Consider the following 18760-nt stretch of genomic DNA (forward strand, 5'->3'; position numbering starts at 1 on the left):
ATGCGAAGCCCGCGGGGCGCCCGTCAGGTGGCGGGTGTCCCGCGTTCGCCGTACACGGCGGTGACGAGGGCGATCAGCAGGCCGGCCAGGAACATGTGGACGAGCACCACTGGCCAGGGCAGGCCGGTGAAGTACTGCGTGAAGCCGACGGCGCCCTGGAGCAGCTCGACGGCCAGCAGCCAGGCGGCCAGCTTGCGCAACGTCCGCGAGGTCGCGGTGACCCTGGTCGCGATCACCAGCGCGACCGAGATCCCGAGCAGGCCGAAGACCACGTCGGCGTGCAGCTGGGCGACCAGCTCCGGGTCGAAGCCGTTGCGGCCGGTGTCCGGATCGCCGGAGTGCGGACCGGCGCCGGTGACAACGGTGCCGAGGGCAACGGAGAGCCAGACCGCCACCACACAGGCGGTGGCGAGCGCGCGGACCACCGGGGGCGTGTGTGGGTACGGGCTGGTGCGCGAGCGGCGCATCATCGAGACGGTCAGCGTGATGATGATCGGCGAGACCAGGAAGTGCGCCGAGACGATCCAGGGGTTCAGCCCGGTGAGCACGCTGATGCCGCCGATCACGCCCTGCAGCGGAACCCCGAGCGCGGCCGCGGTCGCCAGCCGGCGCAGGTCCCGCCGGACCGGGCGGTAGCGCATCACGACCAGCCAGGTGATGATCGCGACGATCGCGACGACGAACCCGAGCATCCTGTTGGTGAACTCGATCGCGCCGTGCACGCCGAGCGCGGCGTGCGGGACGTAGGAGTCGTCGGTGCAGGACGGCCACGTCGGGCAGCCGAGCCCCGAGCCGGTCAGCCGGACCAGTCCGCCGGTGACCACGATGCCGATGTTCACCACCACCGACGCCCAGCCCCAGCGCCGGACGACGTCCAGGCTCGGCTCGGGCACCAGTCGCCATAATCCGCGCACTGGCTCGGTCTCTTGGGGCGGGGTCTCCGTCGTCATCACCGGCACACTCTAAAGGTCAGTCCCACTTGAAGGTCCTCGAGACCAGGTATCCGAGGACCGCGGCCCACAACGCCAGCGAGAGCGCGGCGGCCCACGGGATCACGCCTTCGACGGTGGAGTTCGCCAATCCGCTGGCCAGAGCCGCGCTCGGCAGCAGGCGGACGACGCCCTGCATGCCTGCGGGGTACTCGCTGACCGGCGTCATGATCGCGCCGCCCACGAGCAGCAGGAGGTACAGCAGGTTCGCCGCGGCGAGGGTTGCCTCCGCCCGGAGCAGGCCGGCCATCAGCAGGCCCAGTGACGCGAACGCCGCCGTACCGCACAAGACGGTGAGGATCACACCGAAGACCGCGGCGAATCCTCCGACAGGCTTCCAGCCGAGCGCGAACCCGGTGCCGATCAGCACCGCCAGCTGGATGGCCTGCACGATCAGGACCGCGCCGATCTTCCCCGCGAGCAGACCCGTGCGGGACAGCGGGGAGGCGCCGAGCCGCTTGATCACGCCGTACCGCCGTTCGAAGCCGGTGGCGATCGCGAGCGACGTGAAGGAGGACGACAGGACGGCCAGCGCGAGCACCCGCGGGACGGCCTCGTCGATCGGCCGGCCGCTGCCGAGGGGGAGGCGCTCACCGAGGCCGGTGCCGCCGAGCAGCAGGAGCAGGCCCAGCGGGATCACCAGCGCGAGCAGCAACTGCTCGCCGTTGCGGACGAGCAGCTTGAACTCCATCCGCGTGTGCGCGATCACCTTCCGTGACCACGGCGCACTGCCGGGCTGAGGCGCATACGTCGTCATTGCGTGCCCCTCGGCGTGGTGAGTTCGAGGAACACTTCCTCGAGCGACTTCGTGTGGTGCTGGGTCAGCTCGTCGGGCGTGCCGGACGCGATCACCTTGCCGGCCGAGACGACGTGCACCTGGTCGGACAGCTGCTCGGCCTCGTCCATCGCGTGCGTCGTCAGCACCACGGTGACGCCGTCGTCGCGCAGGTCGCGGATCAGCTGCCAGATCTCCCGGCGGCCGTGCGGGTCCAGTCCGGTGGTCGGTTCGTCGAGGAACGCGATCTCCGGCCGCCCGACGATCGCCAGCGCGAACGACAGCCGCTGCTTCTGCCCGCCCGAGAGCCGGCGGTACGGCGTGCGCCCGCAGCTGCCCAGGTCGAGGCGCTCCACGAGCGCGGGGATGTCGAGCGGATGGGTGTGCAGCGTCGCGACGTACCGAAGCATCTCGACGGCGCGGACACCCGACCAGGCGCCGCCCTCCTGCAGCATCACGCCGATCTTGGGCATCAGCTCGTCGTGGTCGGCGAGCGGGTCCAGCCCGAGCACCCGGACGCTGCCCGAGTCCGGGCGCCGGAAGCCCTCACACGTCTCCACGGTCGTGGTCTTGCCGGCACCGTTCGGGCCGAGCACGGCCGTCACCGTGCCGGCGGCTACGGTGAGACTCAGACCGTCGACCGCGGTCTTCTCGCCGTACCGCACGACGAGGTTGTCGATCTCTACCGCGACTGGCACAAACGCAGCATAGAGAACGGCTCGACGTGACCTCGCTCACGCCTACCCCCGGTGCCCCGCGTGAGCGCGGGAAACGGTTAGGCGAACCTTATTTGAAGGCCCCGGGGAATTACGCGACACTGATGTTGTGAAAAATCCTGCGACTACCGGAGCCGTCAGCGGCGCCGCGCGGGACGAGTCCACCCGGGACCGGGTTGCACGCTCGATCCTGACCAACGGCCCGTCCAGCGCTGCGGTGCTGGCCGAGCGGCTCGAACTCACCCCGGCGGCAGTCCGCCGGCACCTGGACCACCTGCTCGACGAGGGCCTGGTGGAGTCCCGCGAGGAGCGTGTCTACGGCCCGCGCGGCCGCGGCCGCCCGGCGAAGGTGTTCGTGCTGACCGACACCGGCCGGCACGCCTTCCACCAGGCGTACGACGACCTGGCGGCCACCGCGATGCGGTTCATCGCCGAAGCCGGCGGTGACGACGCGATCACCGAGTTCGCCCGGCGCCGCGTCGCCGAGGTGGAGGAGCGGTACCGGGAGCTGCTCGCGCAGGCTCCCGAGAGCAAGAAGGCGGAGGTGCTCGCGCAGGCCCTGACGGCCGACGGGTACGCCGCTTCCACGGCGGAGGCGGGCCACGGCGCCCAGCTCTGCCAGCACCACTGCCCGGTCGCGCACGTGGCCGAGCAGTTCCCCCAGCTGTGCGAGGCCGAGACCGAGGTGTTCTCGAGACTCCTCGGCAAGCACGTACAGCGGCTGGCCACCATCGCGCACGGCGACGGTGTGTGTACGACGCATATCCCGGGTCCTGCCCCTGTGACCCCTGTATCCGACGGCGAATCTGCGAGGACTGCACGATGACGCAAACCGCTCACCCCGAACTGGAAGGCCTCGGCAACTACCAGTACGGCTGGTCCGACTCCGACGCCGCCGGCGCGGTCGCTCAGCGCGGCTTGAGCGAGGACGTGGTGAGAGGCATCTCCACCCTCAAGAACGAGCCGGACTGGATGCTCGACCTGCGCCTGAAGGGCCTGAAACTCTTCGGCCGCAAGCCGATGCCGTCCTGGGGCGCCGACCTGTCCGGGATCGACTTCGACAACATCAAGTACTTCGTCCGGTCCACCGAGAAGCAGGCCACCTCCTGGGAGGAGCTGCCGCCGGACATCAAGAACACCTACGACAAGCTCGGCATCCCGGAGGCGGAGAAGCAGCGCCTGGTGGCCGGCGTCGCTGCGCAGTACGAGTCCGAGGTCGTCTACCACCAGATCCGCGAGGACCTGGAGCAGCAGGGTGTCATCTTCCTGGACACCGACACCGGCCTGAAGGAGCACCCGGAGCTCTTCAAGGAGTACTTCGGCTCGGTGATCCCGGTCGGCGACAACAAGTTCGCCTCGCTGAACACGGCGGTCTGGTCCGGCGGCTCGTTCATCTACGTCCCCAAGGGCGTCAAGGTGGACATCCCGCTGCAGGCCTACTTCCGGATCAACACCGAGAACATGGGCCAGTTCGAGCGGACGCTGATCATCGTCGACGAGGGCGCCTACGTGCACTACGTCGAGGGCTGCACGGCGCCGATCTACAAGTCCGACTCGCTGCACTCCGCGGTCGTCGAGATCATCGTGAAGAAGGGCGCCCGCTGCCGCTACACGACGATCCAGAACTGGTCGAACAACGTCTACAACCTGGTCACCAAGCGCGCCACCTGCGAGGAGGGCGCGACCATGGAGTGGATCGACGGCAACATCGGCTCCAAGGTGACGATGAAGTACCCGGCCGTGTACCTGATGGGCGAGCACGCCAAGGGCGAAACCCTGTCGGTCGCGTTCGCGGGCGAGGGCCAGCACCAGGACGCCGGCTCCAAGATGGTGCACAACGCGCCGTACACCTCCAGCTCGATCGTCTCGAAGTCGGTGGCCCGCGGCGGCGGCCGGACGTCGTACCGCGGTCTGGTCGAGGTGGCGCCGGGCTCGCACCACAGCAAGTCCACGGTGCGCTGTGACGCGCTGCTGGTCGACACCATCAGCCGTTCGGACACCTACCCGTACGTCGACGTCCGCGAGGACGACGTGGCGATGGGGCACGAGGCGACCGTGTCCAAGGTCAGCGACGACCAGCTCTTCTACCTGATGAGCCGGGGGATGGCCGAGGACGAGGCGATGGCGATGATCGTCCGCGGCTTCATCGAGCCGATCGCCCGCGAGCTCCCGATGGAGTACGCGCTGGAACTGAACCGACTGATCGAGCTGCAGATGGAAGGGGCCGTCGGCTGATGTCGACCTCTGAAACTCTTGTTGCCACCGGCAACAAGGCACACTCGCACGGCGCCGGCGTGCCGCTGCAGGCCCGCAGCGAGCGGCCGACGTCGTACGACGTCGCCGAGTTCGCGGTGCCGAACGGGCGCGAGGAGGAGTGGCGCTTCACCCCGGTCAAGCAGCTCAAGGCGCTGTTCGAGGACGCCGCGGGCACGGAGACGCCGAAGATCGACGCCTCCGGTCCCGAGGGCGTCGTGATCGAGACCGTCGCCGCCGACGCGGTCAAGGTCGGTACGCCGCAGGACCGGACCGCGGCCGTCGCCTGGAACCACGCGTCCGAGGCGCTCGCGGTGCGGATCCCGGTCGAGGCCGAGCTGACCGAGCCGGTGCACGTGAACGTCGCGAGCCTGGGCGGCCGCGGCTTCAGCCACCTGATCGTGGAAGCCGGCCGGTTCAGCAAGTCGATCGTGATCATCGATCACACCGGCGCCGGTGAGCTGAGCGGCAACGTCGAGATCAGGCTCGGCGACGGCGCCGACCTGCGCGTGGTCAGCATCCAGCAGGGCGACCACGAGTCGATCCACCTCGCCCAGCACGACGCGCTGGTCGGCCGGGACGCCCGGCTGCACCACGTCGCGGTCACGCTCGGCGGCCGGATCGTCCGCCTCAACACCAACGTCCGGTACGCCGGTCCGGGCGGCGACGCCGAGCTCGTCGGCGTGTACTTCGCCGAGTCCGGCCAGCACCACGAGCACCGGCTGTTCGTCGACCACGAGGCCACGCACTGCAAGAGCAACGTGCTCTACAAGGGCGCGCTGGCCGGTGACGACGCCCGCTCGGTGTGGATCGGCGACGTGCTGATCCGGGCCGCGGCCGAGGGCACCGACACCTTCGAGCTGAACCGGAACCTGGTGCTCACCGACGGCGCCCGCGCCGACTCGGTGCCGAACCTGGAGATCGAGACCGGCGAGATCGAGGGCGCCGGGCACGCCTCGGCGACCGGTCGGTTCGACGACGAGCAGCTGTTCTACCTGCAGGCCCGCGGTATCCCCGAGGACGCCGCCCGGCGCCTCGTCGTGGCCGGCTTCTTCAACGACATCATCGGCAAGATCGGCGTCCCCGAGGTCTCCGAGCACCTGCACGACGTGATCGAGGAGAAGCTCGCCCGGACCGCCGAGCTGAGCGAAGCGGCCAAGGCGGCTACGGGCCGGTGAGCGACACCTTCGAGCGCGCCTGCGCCGCCGCCGATGTCCCCGACGAGGGCGTGGTCCCCGTCGAGGTCGGCGGCGTCGAGGTCGCGGTCGTGAAGAGCGACGGACAGTACTTCGCGGTGCGGGACGAGTGCTCGCACGCGCAGATCCAGCTGTCCGAGGGCGACGTCGGCGAGTGCGAGATCGAGTGCTGGCTGCACGGGTCGCGGTTCGACCTGCGCACCGGCGAGCCGACCAGCCTGCCCGCGTACGACCCGGTGCCGATCTACCCGGTGCGCCTCGACGGCGACGACGTCCTCGTCGACGTGAAGAACCCCATCAACCAGGCTTCACTTTGAGCTGTAGGAGATAGCAGAAACCATGGCGACACTCGAGATCCGCGACCTGCAGGTGTCGGTCGACACCGAGGCCGGCCCGAAGCAGATCCTGCGCGGCGTCGACCTGACCATCGCCGGTGGTCAGACGCACGCGATCATGGGCCCGAACGGCTCCGGCAAGTCGACGCTGGCGTACTCGATCGCCGGGCACCCGAAGTACAACATCACCGGCGGCACCGTGACGCTGGACGGCGAGGACGTGCTGGACATGTCCGTCGACGAGCGCGCCCGGGCCGGACTGTTCCTGGCGATGCAGTACCCGGTCGAGGTGCCGGGGGTGTCGGTGGCGAACTTCCTGCGCACCGCCAAGACCGCGATCGACGGCGAGGCGCCGAAGCTGCGGACCTGGGTCAAGGACGTGAACACCGCGCTGGCCGAGCTGCAGATGGACCCCGAGTTCGCCCAGCGCAACGTCAACGAGGGCTTCTCCGGCGGTGAGAAGAAGCGCCACGAGATCGTCCAGCTCGAGCTGCTGAACCCGAAGATCGCGATCCTCGACGAGACCGACTCCGGCCTCGACATCGACGCGCTCAAGATCGTCTCCGAGGGCGTCAACCGGTTCGCCGGCCAGGGCGACAAGGGCATCCTGCTGATCACCCACTACACGCGGATCCTGCGCTACATCAAGCCGGACTTCGTGCACGTCTTCGTCGACGGCCGCGTCGCCGAGGAGGGTGGCCCGGAGCTGGCCGAGGAGCTGGAGGCCAACGGGTACGAGCGCTTCGTCAAGGCAGGCGCGAAGTGACCTCCGCCCGGACGTTCAGCAGTCCCCTGGACCTGCAGTCGGTCCGGGCGGACTTCCCGATCCTGTCCCGCGAACTGGCGGGCGGGTTCCCGCTGGTCTACCTGGACTCGGCGAACTCCTCGCAGAAGCCGCGCCAGGTGGTCCAGGCGATCGAGGACCACTACCTCAAGCACAACGCCAACGTCGCGCGCGCCATGCACCAGCTGGGTGCTGAGGCGACCGCGGCGTACGAGGGCGGCCGGGACAAGGTCGCGGCTTTCATCGGCGCGCCGTCGCGGGACGAGATCGTCTTCACCAAGAACGCCTCCGAGGCGCTGAACCTGGCCGCGCACACGCTGGGCGCATCGCTGAAGCCGGGCGATGTCGTGGTGATCTCCGAGATGGAGCACCACAGCAACATCGTCCCGTGGCAGCTCGCGTGTGAGCGGACCGGCGCGACGCTGAAGTGGTTCGGCGTGACCGAGGACGGGCGGCTCGACCTCAGCAACATCGAGGAGCTGCTCACCGAGAACACCAAGGTCGTCTCGCTGACCTGGGTGTCGAACGCGCTCGGCACGATCAACCCGATCACGGAGATCGCGGCCAAGGCGCATGCGGTCGGCGCGACCGTCGTCGTCGACGCCTCGCAGGCGGTCCCGCAGTTCCCGGTCGACGTCTCCACACTGGGCGCGGACCTCCTGGTCTTCACCGGCCACAAGGTGGTCGGTCCGACCGGTATCGGCGTGCTCTGGGGCCGCTACGAGCTGCTCGCCGAGCTGCCGCCGTTCCTCGGCGGCGGCGAGATGATCGAGGTCGTCCGAATGACCGGTTCGACGTACGCGCCGCCGCCGGCCCGGTTCGAGGCCGGGACGCCGCCGATCGCGCAGGCGGTCGGGCTGGGTGCGGCCGTGGACTACCTGTCCGGGATCGGCATGGACAAGATCGCCGCGCACGAGCACGCGATCGTCGAGTACGCGCTGGAGGGGCTGAAGACCGTCCCGGGTCTGAAGCTGCTCGGCCCGACGGACGCCAAGGACCACGGCGGCGCGATCAGCTTCGAGCTGGACGGCGTGCACCCGCACGACGTGTCGACGGTTCTGGACACCCGGGGTATCGCCGTGCGGGCGGGTCACCACTGTGCGCGCCCGGTCCACGAGCGGTTCGGAATGCAGTCGTCGACCAGAGCGTCTTTCTACCTGTACACGACTCCCGAGGAGATCGACGCGCTCGTCGACGGCCTCGGCTTCGTCCGATCATTCTTCAAGGTGGACTGATATGCAGCTCGACAGCCTGTACCAGGAGATCATCCTGGACCACTACCGCAGCCCGCACCACGCGGGTCTCGCGGACCCGTACGACGTGGAGGTGCACCACGTGAACCCGTCCTGCGGGGACGAGGTCACGCTCCGGGTCGAGCTCGACGGCGACACCGTCAAGGGCGTCACGCACGCGAGCGTCGGCTGCTCGATCAGCCAGGCCGCCACCTCGGTGATGTCGGACCTGGTGATCGGCAAGCCGGTGTCGGAGGGGATGGCGACGTACGAGAAGTTCCTCGAGCTGATGCAGGGCCGGGGGAATGTCGAACCGGACGAAGAGGTTCTCGAGGACGGCGTCGCGTTCGCGGGCGTCGCGCAGTTCCCGGCCCGGGTGAAGTGTGCACTGCTGGGCTGGTCGGCGTGGCGCGATGCCACCGCCCAGGCCCTGGCGAACAGCGGGGCAGCCAACCAAGGAGTGAGCAATGCCTGACCAGACCGACGAGAAGATCGAGCTGCCCGAGGTCGACCTCGAGGCCGCGCAGGCCGCCCAGGCCGGACAGTCGGTCACGAGCCCGCCCAAGGTCGAGGACGTGAACGAGGCGCTCAAGGACGTCGTCGACCCCGAGCTCGGGATCAATGTCGTCGACCTGGGCCTCGTCTACGGCGTGACCGTGGACGACGCGAGCACGGCGACCATCGACATGACGCTGACGTCGGCGGCCTGCCCGCTGACCGACGTGATCGAGGACCAGACCCGGATGGCGCTGGACGGCCTCGTCAACGACTTCCGCATCAACTGGGTCTGGATGCCGCCGTGGGGCCCGGAGAAGATCACCGACGACGGCCGCGACCAGCTGCGCGCCCTCGGCTTCAACGTGTGAGAAGGATCGTCTCGCGGTATCCGTATCCCTCGGGCTCCCTCGTCTTGCTAGCATTGACAGCAGAACGAGGAGAGGGGGAGGATCATGGCTACACTCACGGTGCGCAACGTAGGTGCTGAGACACACAGTGCGTTGCGGCGGCGGGCAGCGCAGCACAACCGGTCGATGGAGGCTGAGGCGCGCGCGATTCTCGAGGCGGCCGTTCGTACCTCGGACGGCTTCATCGGAGACTGGCTGGACTCCGCGGAGGCGCTCCGGGGAGAGCCGTTGGAGCTCCCGGAGCGGTCCCTGCCCCGCGAGGTCGACCTGGCGTGATCATCGCCGACACGAACGTTTTGTCGGAGCCCCTGAGGACGACGCCGGATTCAGCGGTTCTCGCCTGGCTGGCGGACAACGGACCAGACCTGGCTATCACGACCGTGACAGTGTCCGAGTTGCTGTACGGCGTGCAGCGTCTTCCGGTCGGTCGGCGTAGAACGGGTCTGACGGCGGCCATTGACCGGCTGCTGACGTCGGCGCAGGATCGGGTGCTCGCCTACGACGAGGAGGCAGCCAGACTGCACGCGTCGCTGCGTGTGGCCCGGGAGGCGGAGGGAAAGCCGACGTCTGCCGAAGACGGGATGATTGCGGCCATCGCGTTGGCGTACGGCGCTCAGATCGCAACCCGCAACGTCAGGCACTTCGAGGGGTTTGGCCTGGAGGTCATCAACCCTTGGGACGTTCCTGGATCGCGCTGACAGTCGGCCCTCGCAGCATGGACTACCGTCAGCAGGGTGAAGCGCACTGTCTTCGTCGTACCTGAGCGGCTTGAGCGCTGGCTGACTGGGTTTGGTGAGCGGCACGGCGCGGTCACGTACGACGTGACGCCGCAGAGCGTCACGGTGACGGCCGAGGACGGCTCGTCTGCCGTCGTCACCGTGCCTTTCGAGCCCCTCGCGGTGTTGTCCCGTGAGGGGCTCGTCGCGCATGTGCTGACCGAGCGGCGGATCGGCGTCCTGCTGGTCCGGCGCGGCGGGTACGGCGTGGGCGTGTTCGCCGGCGGCACGCTGCTCGACTCGAAGGTCGGGTCACGGCACGTGCAGGGGACCACCAAGGCAGGCGGCTGGTCGCAGCAGCGGTACGCGCGCCGACGGGACAACCAGGCGCGGGAGGCGTTCGCGGCGGCGACCGAGGTCGCGGTGCGGATCCTGGCGCCGGCCCGCCTCGACGTACTGGTGTGCGGGGGAGACCGGCGGGCCGTCGACACCGTGCTCCAGGACCCGCGCCTGAAGGAGCTCGTCGCGCTGGTCCGGCCGCCGTTCCTCGGCGTACCGGATCCGAAGCAGAAGGTCCTCGAGCAGGCCGGCGCTGACGCGCGGGCGATCCGGATCGACGTCGATCAGGAGTCGGCGGTGCCGTGAAGTGAGCGGAAGTCCTCGAGGGTGCCGCGGTACGTATCCAGGTCCTCCTCCAGCCGGGCACGCGTGACCGCGTACGGGTCGTCGGCGAGGATGTCGGCGCCGTACGTCGTCCAGATCGCCTCGTCCGGGACCCGGTCCGCGCCCTCGGGCAGGAACTTGATCGCCTCCGCGATCGCCTCCGCGGCGAGTTCGTAGTTCAGCGCGACGAGGTTGCGTTCCCTGCCGGGCTCGCCGTTGTACGCCATGTCGGCCTCGACCCCGCGCTCCCAGTACAGCCGCCCGACCGCGACCCACTCCGCCGCGTCGACCAGCCGCGACCGGCCCAGCCCCCAGTGCGCGCCGGTCAGCGTCGCCGACTTCTCCGAGGCGTACGGGATCGTGATCTCGCCGACCGGCGACGCGTAGATCCAGGCGTCCGGGCCCTCGGTCATGTTGACGCCGGGCTCGAAACCGGGAGCCGGCAGGAGCTCCACACCGGGCTCCGGTTCCTCCTGCGCGCGGGTCAGGGCCACGTAGATGTCGGCCTCCATCAGGGTCCTCGCGGTCAGCATCGGTTATCTCGCTCCTGTTTCCCTGATCCGATTGGCCAGTTCGCCGTACGCGTCCCGGGTGACCAGCAACCGGTCCAGCCGGAACCGCCCGGGCTCGGCCGCCCGAACCGCCTGTCCTTCCGGTGTCCAGAACTCGTCCTCCGGTACGGCGTCCGCGCCGGCCGGGACGAACTTGATCACCTCGGCCACCGCGGCGCGCGCGACGGCCAGCACCCTACCCGCCTCGACGGGATCCGTGGGGACGGCGGCGGCCGCGGTGTCGGCCACGTCCAGCCACTGGCCGGCGTCGATGATCTCCGACGGCTCCGGACCGCCGAACGTCGGCCAGCCCTGCACCGCGGTCCCCTGCGCGGGCAGCCCGAACAAGTACTCGCGCTCGGCGCGGCACCCCGGGCAGACCGCCGCGTAACTGGAGGCGGGCTCACCGTCGATCTGGACCAGCGCCTGCTCCCAGGGCGCCTCGACCGATCCACAGTCCGGGCACGGATGCAGCTCGAGGTACAGCTGTGCCTCGTCCCAGGTGCGGGCCACCGCGAAGGCCATGAAACCCCTCTCGTTCTCGGAGTACTCGAAAAGCGACTGTCATCGGCCTCACGGCCCGGACATCGTCGGTCCTTGGCCGGGAGATGCGATCGTCCGGCCGGAAACCGCCGACGACCGTCCTCCGTGCCCGCCGGCCGGCGGCAGCGAGCGCGCCGCCATCGTGTGATCGAGCGCCTTCAGCACGTCCCGCGGCACCCCCGTCTGCTCCAGCGCGGCGGCCACCTTCGCATTGAAGCTGCCGTCCGGTCCCGACGTGTTGTAGAGCTCGCGCAGGTCGACCCGCCCCTCGGCCATCAGCGCCAGGTTCGGGTGCAGGCCGGCGAACGCGGAGCCGAATCCGCCGTCGCGGTCGCCGACGAAACGTGCCGGGGTGTTCCGTTCGGGGTCGGCGGGAACGGCCTTGTACTTGCGGTCGGTCCCGTCGGCGCCCCGGACCAGCAGCACGACCGCCCTCTTCAAGGACTTCGCACGCTCGATCGCCTTGAGCAGCGGGCGGTACGGCTGATAAACCGCGCCGGACTTGCCCTGCCCGTACTCGGTCTCGACCAGGTCCGGCCGTCCGAAGTCCTCCGGCCGCACCTCCAGCCGCGCGTTCGCCAACACCGAGTCGAGCGTCGCACCGGCCTCCATCTGCCGCAGGCACTCGAGGAACTGGCTCGCGCGCATCCGGACGAACATCTGGCCGTTGGCCAGCTCCGGCAGGTGGGTGGTGTCCCGTACGACCGGTTCGCCGGAGCCGTTGTCGGTGGCCGTCCGGACCGTGGCGTGGTAGACCACCGGGATCCGCACCGTGACCAGCTGGCCCTCGGTGAACCTGCTGGTCTCCAGCCGGGTGCCTGCCTGGTCCGAGGACTGCTCGCGGACCTGTTCGCCGATCGAGCCGCCGACCGAGACGAGTCCGCCGTCGACGCCTCCGGAACCGGTCACCGGCAGCATCCGGTTGCTGCTGCTGGACGAGCGGTACGCATCCTGCCGGCGCCAGACCCGGCCGTCCTGGCCGAGGACGTGCGGGCCGTGCAGCTCCAGGCCGACCGCCTCCGCGTTGAGCTGGACGTTGACCGTCGTCCGCCCGTTGCCCGGCTTCGCCATCGGCTGCAGGGCGATGCCGCTGTCGAGCAACCGGCCGGCCTTGGCCCGCAGCGCGCTCGGCTTGAGGTTGGACCGGATCAGGTGCCGGTACTCCTGCGCGCCGCGTTTCCCGAGGACGTCGGGTTGTGCGAGGTACGCGGTCAGCTTCTCGGAGAGCTCGTTGCGCCGTTCGCCGCTCCGGGCGTGCAGCGCGGCGCGAATCACCATCGCGCCTTCGGGGAGCCGGAACGGGCGGTGTTCGGCGACCTCCTCCAGTTGCTGCTCGGCCTGCGGACGCGGGCCGTCCATCAGGTCCCCGCGCGGCACCCACATCACCATGTCGGCCCGCACCTCGCGACGCGCCGACATGGTGGTCACCTCGTCGGGGTCGATCCGGCCGAGCTTCCAGCGGGCGCTGGCCGTCGCGGCCGCGCCGGCGTTGCGAACTCGTACGACCTCGGTCTCGAACACGACCTTGCGGTGCGCCTTGTCCAGCTCGTTTCCCAGCCGGTCGATCGTGTTGTTCAGCTCGCCGCTGCCCTCCGTCTGCGTCTTGGTCTGGTCGGTCGAGACGCCGAGGGAGCCGGCGCCGAGCGCGCCGGGGGCCGCGCCGTCGACACCGCCCGAGACCGTGACGGTGTGGCTCGCCGATCGGTCGAGCGACTTGTAGTCGTAGTTCTGCCCGATGCCCCAGACGTCCTCCTTCGGGAGCTCCGGCGTGCCGTCCTTCGCGACCGGGACGCCGTCGACGGTGAGTTCGCCCTCGTACCGGGCCGACACCTTGACGAAGAACACGTCCGGCCGTTCCTGCCCCTGGATCGGCACCTCGATCGATACTTCGAACCCGTCCGCGCCGAGCATGTCGTCGAGGTGGCCCTGGTAGCTGTCCGGGCCGAGGTCGACGTCCAGCGCGTTCTGGAGCAGCAGGCTGGCGTCCCGGAGGCCGGGGGCCAGCTCGTCCACCTGCGGCCCGACCAGCTCGCGCAGGTCGACTCGCCGGTCGGTGCCCTCGACGGTGATCGACTCGATCTGGGCCGCGCCGAGGCTGTCGTCGTACGCCTCGGACGTGTGCATGACCCGGCGGCGGTCGGCCTGCGCCTCGACCCGCCGCGTCGTCGATTCGAAGCGCTTGGTCTCGGACGCGGCGCGGGACGGCCGGATCCGTCCGTGCTTGCTGAGTTTCGCGGTCAGTTGCTCGGTGGTGTGTTCGGCCGCGAGGCCGGTGGTGGCGCCTTCCTTCTCCTTCACGTAGCGGGTCAGGAAACGGCTCGCGACCCGCTGGCTGACCGGCAGCTTGTCGTTCAGGTAGCGCTCGGCGGCGTCGGCGGCCGCCCAGAGCGGCAAGTCCAGCTTGCCGGCGCCGTACAGCTCCAGGGCCCGCCGCTCGGCCATGGCCTTCTGCACCACCGCGTCCGGCAGTTCGATCGACCGGATCACCTGACCGTTGCGGACGATGTCCGCGGTCATCTTGTGGCGTTCCATGAACTCGTGGTGCGGACCCGAGCTGACCAGCAGCCGCTCGTCGCCGGATGTCTCGCTGGTCGTGACGGACGTCGACCGGCCACCGGTGCGGCCGGCCGAGAGACCACCGGAGCGGGCGGCGCCGGAGGCCTCGGTGACGCCGAGCCCGGCGCTGCCGCTGACGCCTCCGGAGGCGGACCTGCCGGACGTGGAGCCGACGTCGGTCATCGTGAAGTTGATGTCCAGCGTGTTCTGCTGGTTCATCGCCCAGTGCGTGAGGCTGACCGCCTCACCCCGGATCACGATCTCGTACTCCTGCGGCAGCAGCGTGCCGTCCTGGAACGCGTGCACCGGGTTCCCCGGTGCACGGACCACCGTGAACGGCAGCCGGTACTCGCCGTTCATCCATTCGCGGTTCGCGACCAGGCTGGTCGGGGCCAGGGCCGCGTGCAGCGCCGGCAGCGCCGTCGAGTCGGCCCGGATCGCCGGGATCGCCTTGCACAGTTCGTCCGCCGCGTTCCCGGCGTCCACGGCGACCGGGATCGCCTGCTCGACGGCCTGATGGTGCGGCGGCTTCGGGTTCTGCTCGTACGCCGGGGCGGCGGCACGGGCCAGCGAGCGTTCGTACGCGACCTCCATGCTGCCCTCGACGTCGGCGATCGGCTCGGCGTCGCCCCGGTCGGTGATCTCCGCGAAGGTGATCCGGACCTTCTGCTCGACCCGGTCGAGCGGCTCGGTGCTCTCGGTCAGCGTGACCCGGTTGACGCGCCGCCCGGCCGTCCAGCTGAGGCTGCGGCCGAGCGCGTTCCGGCTGAACTTCAGCCCGAGCCGTCCGGCCCAGCCGCGAGCACCCTCGTCCGGACCGTCGGAGACGCCGACCCCGGCCGACAGCGGCACCCCACGGGACCGGCTGGACGACCGCCCGGTCGCGCGCGAGCTGATGCCGAGCCGGACGGCGTTCTCGTTCGTGCTCGTGCCGAGGCCCTCGCCGACGAACTGATCCGTCTGCTCGTCGGTCTCCTGCGTGACCGACAGCCGGAACGGCCGCCAGCGCCTCGCGCCGGCGAAGCCGTGGTCCTCGAGCATCACGATCAGGCCGCCCTGACAGGCCTGGTCGATACCGGCCTCGATCCGCTGCGCGTTGATCGCTTCCCGGACCCGCCTGGAGTTGGCGACCTGCAGGGCGGTGGCCGACTCACCCGCCCGCGCGACCAGGCCCAGCTCGGCGAGCCCCTCCAGCGCCTGGCGCTGCGCCGGGTCGGCGCCCTGGAAGTTCTGCACCAGGGCCTTGCCGACGCCGCGGATCTGGTTCTCGCCGCGGCCCATGACCGGCGGAATCGTCAGCGTCCGCGGGTCGGTCGCCGGCTCCGCGTCACCGCGCAGCAGCACCCGGCCCTGCGGATCGAGCTTCGGCGTCTTGCCGTCGTCCTCCCAGCAGATCGCGTTCCGGTCCGCGCGGCCGCCGGCCCGGAGCAGGTCGTTCTCCGCGACCCGCATCAGGGCCCGCGCCTCGCCGTTCTCGACGATCGGTTTCGCCTTGGCATCGCCGATCTTGCGCAGCGACGCGCGGACGTTGAGACCGAGCAGCACGCCTTGTGTCGGGCCCTTGTTGCGGTGCACGGCCGGGGTGATCGTGGTCATGCTGACGGCCTGCCCGCCGGAGCGGGACACAGTGCGGCCGGCCGACCCGCTGACGGCCTTGACACCGACCGACCCGGTGCCGGTGACCGACGTGCCGTAGGTCTGGCTCGCGCCGACACCGGCGAAGTCGACGAGAACCTCTTCCTGCCACATCTCCGCGCTGGACTCACCGACCAGCTCCGCCTTGCCCCAGACCGGCTCGAGCTCGAAGGTGAGTTCGTACTCCGAGTCGCCGCCGGTCGGGATCGGCCGGGTGATTCCGCCCGGTTGGCTCAGCTCGCGCATCAGCCGGTACGGGTCGTTCACCATCAGGCCGGCGATGTGGTCGTACGCGACCCGGTCCAGGTCGCCGTACTGCTGCTGGGCCCTGCGTACCAGGCGATCCGTGACGTCCTGCAGCCCGCTGATGCGGGTGACGGCGTGCCGCGGGAACTCGCCGGTGACGTCCTTGCCGTGGCCGATCCCGGCGAGCGTGACGGTGTCGGTCGGAGCCTGCACGGTGTACGCGCTGGACACCCATGTCTGCTGCGTGCCGGCGTCGATGGTCTCGACCGCCGACCAGGGCTCGGTGGGGGAGTCGCGGACCTGGAGCTCCCACTCGCCCTCCCACTCGTAGAGGATCGACTCGCCGCGGTTGTCGTCGACCCAGGCCGAACCCGGACTGTAGGCCCGGGCTTCGGACTTCTCGGCCAGGGACCGCCCGGTCGACACCTCGACCTTGGCCGTGCCGACCTGCGACGCACCGGGCACGGCCAGGTCCATCAGCGGCGCCAGGTTCACGCCGACGTTGACGCTCGTCGAGTGCGTGTCGGTCGTGCCGACGCTGGTGCCGGCCTCGCCGATCGTGCCCGCCATCTGCTCGGCCAGCTGGAAGTCGATCCGGTCCTTCTCGGTGATGCCGCCCTTGCGGCGGAGCACCGCCCGCAGCTGTCGGGTGTCGTCGACCGTGGTGTCCGCACGGTTCGGGACCTTGATGATCACGCCTTCGGTGAACACCCGCCGGTACTCCGCCGCGCTGAGCGGTTCAGGGGAGCCGGCCGGCAACTGGCCGCCGTTGCCGGTCCGGGCGAGGAACTGGTTGATGCCGTCGATCGGCAGCCGGTGACCGTCGCCTTCCGGAACGCCGGTCATCAGCAGGTGCTGGGCCGGTAGCGCCCGGTCGAGGCTGCCTCGGTACACCGTCACCTGGTGCTGCGCGGCCGCCGCGAGCTCGGCCGTCCGGGCCTGCGAGCCGTTCCCGTCGATCTCGGTGAGCAGGCTCTGATAGCCGGCCAGCGCCTCCCGTGCGTCGGCGGCGGCCTGCTCGTAGGCGCCGGCGATCTCGGTGTGCCGAGCGGCCTTGTTCCGCTCGTTCGTGGCCGTGTCCCGCAGCTGCCGGGCACGGTCCGGCGCGCCCTGGTCGCGGGCCCGGTCCTCGGCGGCGGCCTCGGTCTCCTTCGCCGCCGCCTCGTCGGTCGCGGCCGTGGAGGTGTCCCGCTTGCGGGCCGCCTTCGCCTCGAGATCCGCAACCGCGGTCCGGAGCGTCTCGATCTGGGCGACGACCTGGATGCGCAGATGCGCGGGTGTGTTCCGGGCTGGTTTCGCCTCGGCCTCGGCGCGTGCGGCGGCCCGGCCGATCTCGGCCGCGTCGGGGCTGACGACCGCACGGGCGGTCCAGGGCAGGGCCGGCTCGGCGCCGCCGTGCCGGCGAATCGTGCGGGCAAGGCCCTCGATGTCGCGCTGGAGGTCGTCGACGCTCCGCGGGCCACTGGGACGTCCGTTCGCCAGGGTCTCGGCGCGGGCCTCGTGCCAGTCGCGGACCAGGCCCTCGAAGGCGGCCTCGTCGGCGTGCAGCCGCCGGTCGCGGCGCTCGTGGCTGAAGACGGACCGCAGCCGGCCGAGGACTCCACGGGTCGCGCCGGCCTCCGCGGCGGCCAGCTCCTGCGTCATCAGCGTCAGCTGGTGGGTGTAGACGTAGCGGATCTGCTCGTCGCTGAGCCCGGGCGGGATCCGCAGGACGCTCGGGTCGTTCTCGGTCCCGGCGCGGATGACGCCCTGGCCCATCGCGCCCAGCGTGGTGTCGCCGATCTCGATCCGGAGCCGGTGCGGTACGTCGGAGACCCGCGTCCGCAGGATCGCCTGGTGCAAGCCGTGATCGACGGCCGGCTGGTCGGTGACGGCTCCGGTCAGAGACCGCCGGTCCATCCCGGCGAGCAGGTTCAGCGCATGGTTCTCGGTCAGCTGAGGCTGCGAATCCGGACGGCTGCCGATCGACAGACCGGTGCCGCGGATCTGTGAGGTCCAGACGCGCCGCCCCTCCGCGCCCCGGTGGCGGCTGCCGACCTGGGCGCGACGGCGTCCGCGCCGCGGTACGGACGACGTACCGACGCCGAGAAGCTCCGCCTCGCGGTTGATCGCCGCCGAGGCGGACACGATCGCCGCGACGTCGTAGCTGTTCGGCGGCGCTGTCAGCCGGCCGAGGCGGGCCGCCGACTCCGGGTCGTCCGGCGCCGCGGCGCTGAGCGCGACGCGCTGCAAGGCGTCGGGCTCGGCTCGCCGGGACTGCGCCAGCCCGGGCACCCGCAGGTAGCGGTCGAGGGCGTCGACGGCACCGCGGGCAGGCAGTTCGCCGCGTGCCAGGGCCACTTCGCTACCGACAGCCGTGACGGCCTCGGCCAGCAGCCGGTCGTCGCTGATCTGGTCCGCGGCCCGTCGGGCGAGCAGTTCCTCGATCGCGCGCATCGCGCGCGCGGACAGCAGATCGTCGCGAGTGGTCAACCGGACCCGCCCGTCCCGCAGCGGCACCGCCGAGGGGTGCAGGATCCCGAGCGCGTTTCCGGCAGCCCATTGAGCCCGAGCCGTCGGATCTGCGGCGGACAACGTCGGTGTAGTCAGCCGAATCACCCCTCCCGTAGGGGGCCTGGTGCTCACCAGTTGTCACCAGGACCCTCTGGTTCCGGAATTTAGCAAA

At 70.4% G+C, this 18760-nt stretch carries 17 protein-coding genes; 11 read left to right on the plus strand and 6 right to left on the minus strand.

Annotated features, from left to right (window positions below):
* Positions 1-23 precede the first annotated feature (23 nt).
* Genes ABZX12_RS07265 through ABZX12_RS07275 form a run of 3 tightly spaced genes read right to left on the minus strand, consistent with a single transcriptional unit; the run spans position 24 to position 2462 of the window.
* Positions 24-950 carry a COX15/CtaA family protein gene (locus tag ABZX12_RS07265; RefSeq protein WP_355690677.1) on the minus strand — a complete coding sequence of 309 codons (927 nt, stop codon included), beginning with the start codon at positions 948-950 and terminating at the stop codon, positions 24-26.
* Between the two features lie 19 nt (positions 951-969).
* Positions 970-1746 carry an ABC transporter permease gene (locus tag ABZX12_RS07270; protein ID WP_355690679.1) on the minus strand — a complete coding sequence of 259 codons (777 nt, stop codon included), beginning with the start codon at positions 1744-1746 and terminating at the stop codon, positions 970-972.
* Positions 1743-2462, minus strand: a complete 720-nt coding sequence (locus ABZX12_RS07275; RefSeq protein ID WP_355690681.1) for an ABC transporter ATP-binding protein — start codon at positions 2460-2462, stop codon at positions 1743-1745. The genes ABZX12_RS07270 and ABZX12_RS07275 overlap by 4 nt, the downstream gene beginning before the upstream one ends.
* 127 nt (positions 2463-2589) lie before the next feature.
* Here ABZX12_RS07275 and ABZX12_RS07280 point away from each other — a divergent pair, with 127 nt between their 5' ends.
* The 11 genes from ABZX12_RS07280 to ABZX12_RS07330 all read left to right on the plus strand — a co-directional run bounded on the left by ABZX12_RS07280 (position 2590) and on the right by ABZX12_RS07330 (position 10546).
* Positions 2590-3306 carry a metalloregulator ArsR/SmtB family transcription factor gene (locus ABZX12_RS07280; protein WP_355690683.1) on the plus strand — a complete coding sequence of 239 codons (717 nt, stop codon included), beginning with the start codon at positions 2590-2592 and terminating at the stop codon, positions 3304-3306.
* A complete protein-coding gene (sufB, locus tag ABZX12_RS07285) occupies positions 3303-4715 on the plus strand; it encodes a Fe-S cluster assembly protein SufB (protein ID WP_355690685.1) in 1413 nt (470 codons plus the stop codon). The genes ABZX12_RS07280 and sufB overlap by 4 nt, the downstream gene beginning before the upstream one ends.
* Positions 4715-5911 (plus strand): Fe-S cluster assembly protein SufD, encoded by a 1197-nt coding sequence (sufD, locus tag ABZX12_RS07290; protein WP_355690687.1) that lies wholly within the window; start codon positions 4715-4717, stop codon positions 5909-5911. The genes sufB and sufD overlap by 1 nt, the downstream gene beginning before the upstream one ends.
* Positions 5908-6246: a non-heme iron oxygenase ferredoxin subunit gene (locus ABZX12_RS07295; protein ID WP_355690689.1), complete on the plus strand. Its 339-nt coding sequence runs from the start codon at positions 5908-5910 to the stop codon at positions 6244-6246. Before sufD ends, ABZX12_RS07295 begins: the two co-directional genes overlap by 4 nt.
* A 22-nt stretch (positions 6247-6268) precedes the next feature.
* Entirely contained in the window at positions 6269-7030 is a 762-nt protein-coding gene (sufC, locus tag ABZX12_RS07300) for a Fe-S cluster assembly ATPase SufC (protein WP_355690691.1), read from the plus strand.
* Positions 7027-8283: a cysteine desulfurase gene (locus tag ABZX12_RS07305; protein WP_355690692.1), complete on the plus strand. Its 1257-nt coding sequence runs from the start codon at positions 7027-7029 to the stop codon at positions 8281-8283. Before sufC ends, ABZX12_RS07305 begins: the two co-directional genes overlap by 4 nt.
* Position 8284: 1 nt before the next feature.
* Entirely contained in the window at positions 8285-8755 is a 471-nt protein-coding gene (gene sufU / locus ABZX12_RS07310) for a Fe-S cluster assembly sulfur transfer protein SufU (RefSeq protein ID WP_355690694.1), read from the plus strand.
* Positions 8748-9146: a metal-sulfur cluster assembly factor gene (locus ABZX12_RS07315; RefSeq protein ID WP_355690696.1), complete on the plus strand. Its 399-nt coding sequence runs from the start codon at positions 8748-8750 to the stop codon at positions 9144-9146. The genes sufU and ABZX12_RS07315 overlap by 8 nt, the downstream gene beginning before the upstream one ends.
* A gap of 84 nt (positions 9147-9230) precedes the next feature.
* Positions 9231-9461 carry a toxin-antitoxin system antitoxin subunit gene (locus tag ABZX12_RS07320; protein ID WP_355690698.1) on the plus strand — a complete coding sequence of 77 codons (231 nt, stop codon included), beginning with the start codon at positions 9231-9233 and terminating at the stop codon, positions 9459-9461.
* On the plus strand, positions 9458-9883 hold the full coding sequence (locus tag ABZX12_RS07325; RefSeq protein WP_355690699.1) for a type II toxin-antitoxin system VapC family toxin: 426 nt from the start codon (positions 9458-9460) through the stop codon (positions 9881-9883). The genes ABZX12_RS07320 and ABZX12_RS07325 overlap by 4 nt, the downstream gene beginning before the upstream one ends.
* A 36-nt stretch (positions 9884-9919) precedes the next feature.
* The gene (locus tag ABZX12_RS07330; RefSeq protein ID WP_355690701.1) at positions 9920-10546 is read left to right on the plus strand and encodes an acVLRF1 family peptidyl-tRNA hydrolase; all 627 of its coding nucleotides are present in this window, start codon (positions 9920-9922) and stop codon (positions 10544-10546) included.
* Here ABZX12_RS07330 and ABZX12_RS07335 read toward each other — a convergent pair.
* From ABZX12_RS07335 to ABZX12_RS07345, 3 genes are read right to left on the minus strand one after another with little or no spacing between them, the layout of a single operon-like run.
* Positions 10525-11097, minus strand: coding sequence for a hypothetical protein (locus ABZX12_RS07335; protein ID WP_355690703.1), 573 nt, complete (start codon positions 11095-11097; stop codon positions 10525-10527). The two genes, ABZX12_RS07330 and ABZX12_RS07335, sit on opposite strands and share 22 nt — an antisense overlap.
* A 3-nt stretch (positions 11098-11100) precedes the next feature.
* Complete coding sequence (locus ABZX12_RS07340) at positions 11101-11640, minus strand: hypothetical protein (RefSeq protein WP_355690705.1); 540 nt, start codon at positions 11638-11640, stop codon at positions 11101-11103.
* Positions 11641-11688: 48 nt separating this feature from the next.
* A complete protein-coding gene (locus ABZX12_RS07345) occupies positions 11689-18693 on the minus strand; it encodes a hypothetical protein (RefSeq protein WP_355690706.1) in 7005 nt (2334 codons plus the stop codon).
* Between the last annotated feature and the right edge of the window lie 67 nt (positions 18694-18760).

It is taken from the genome of Kribbella sp. NPDC003505, assembly GCF_040610875.1.
Taxonomy (GTDB): Bacteria; Actinomycetota; Actinomycetes; order Propionibacteriales; family Kribbellaceae; genus Kribbella.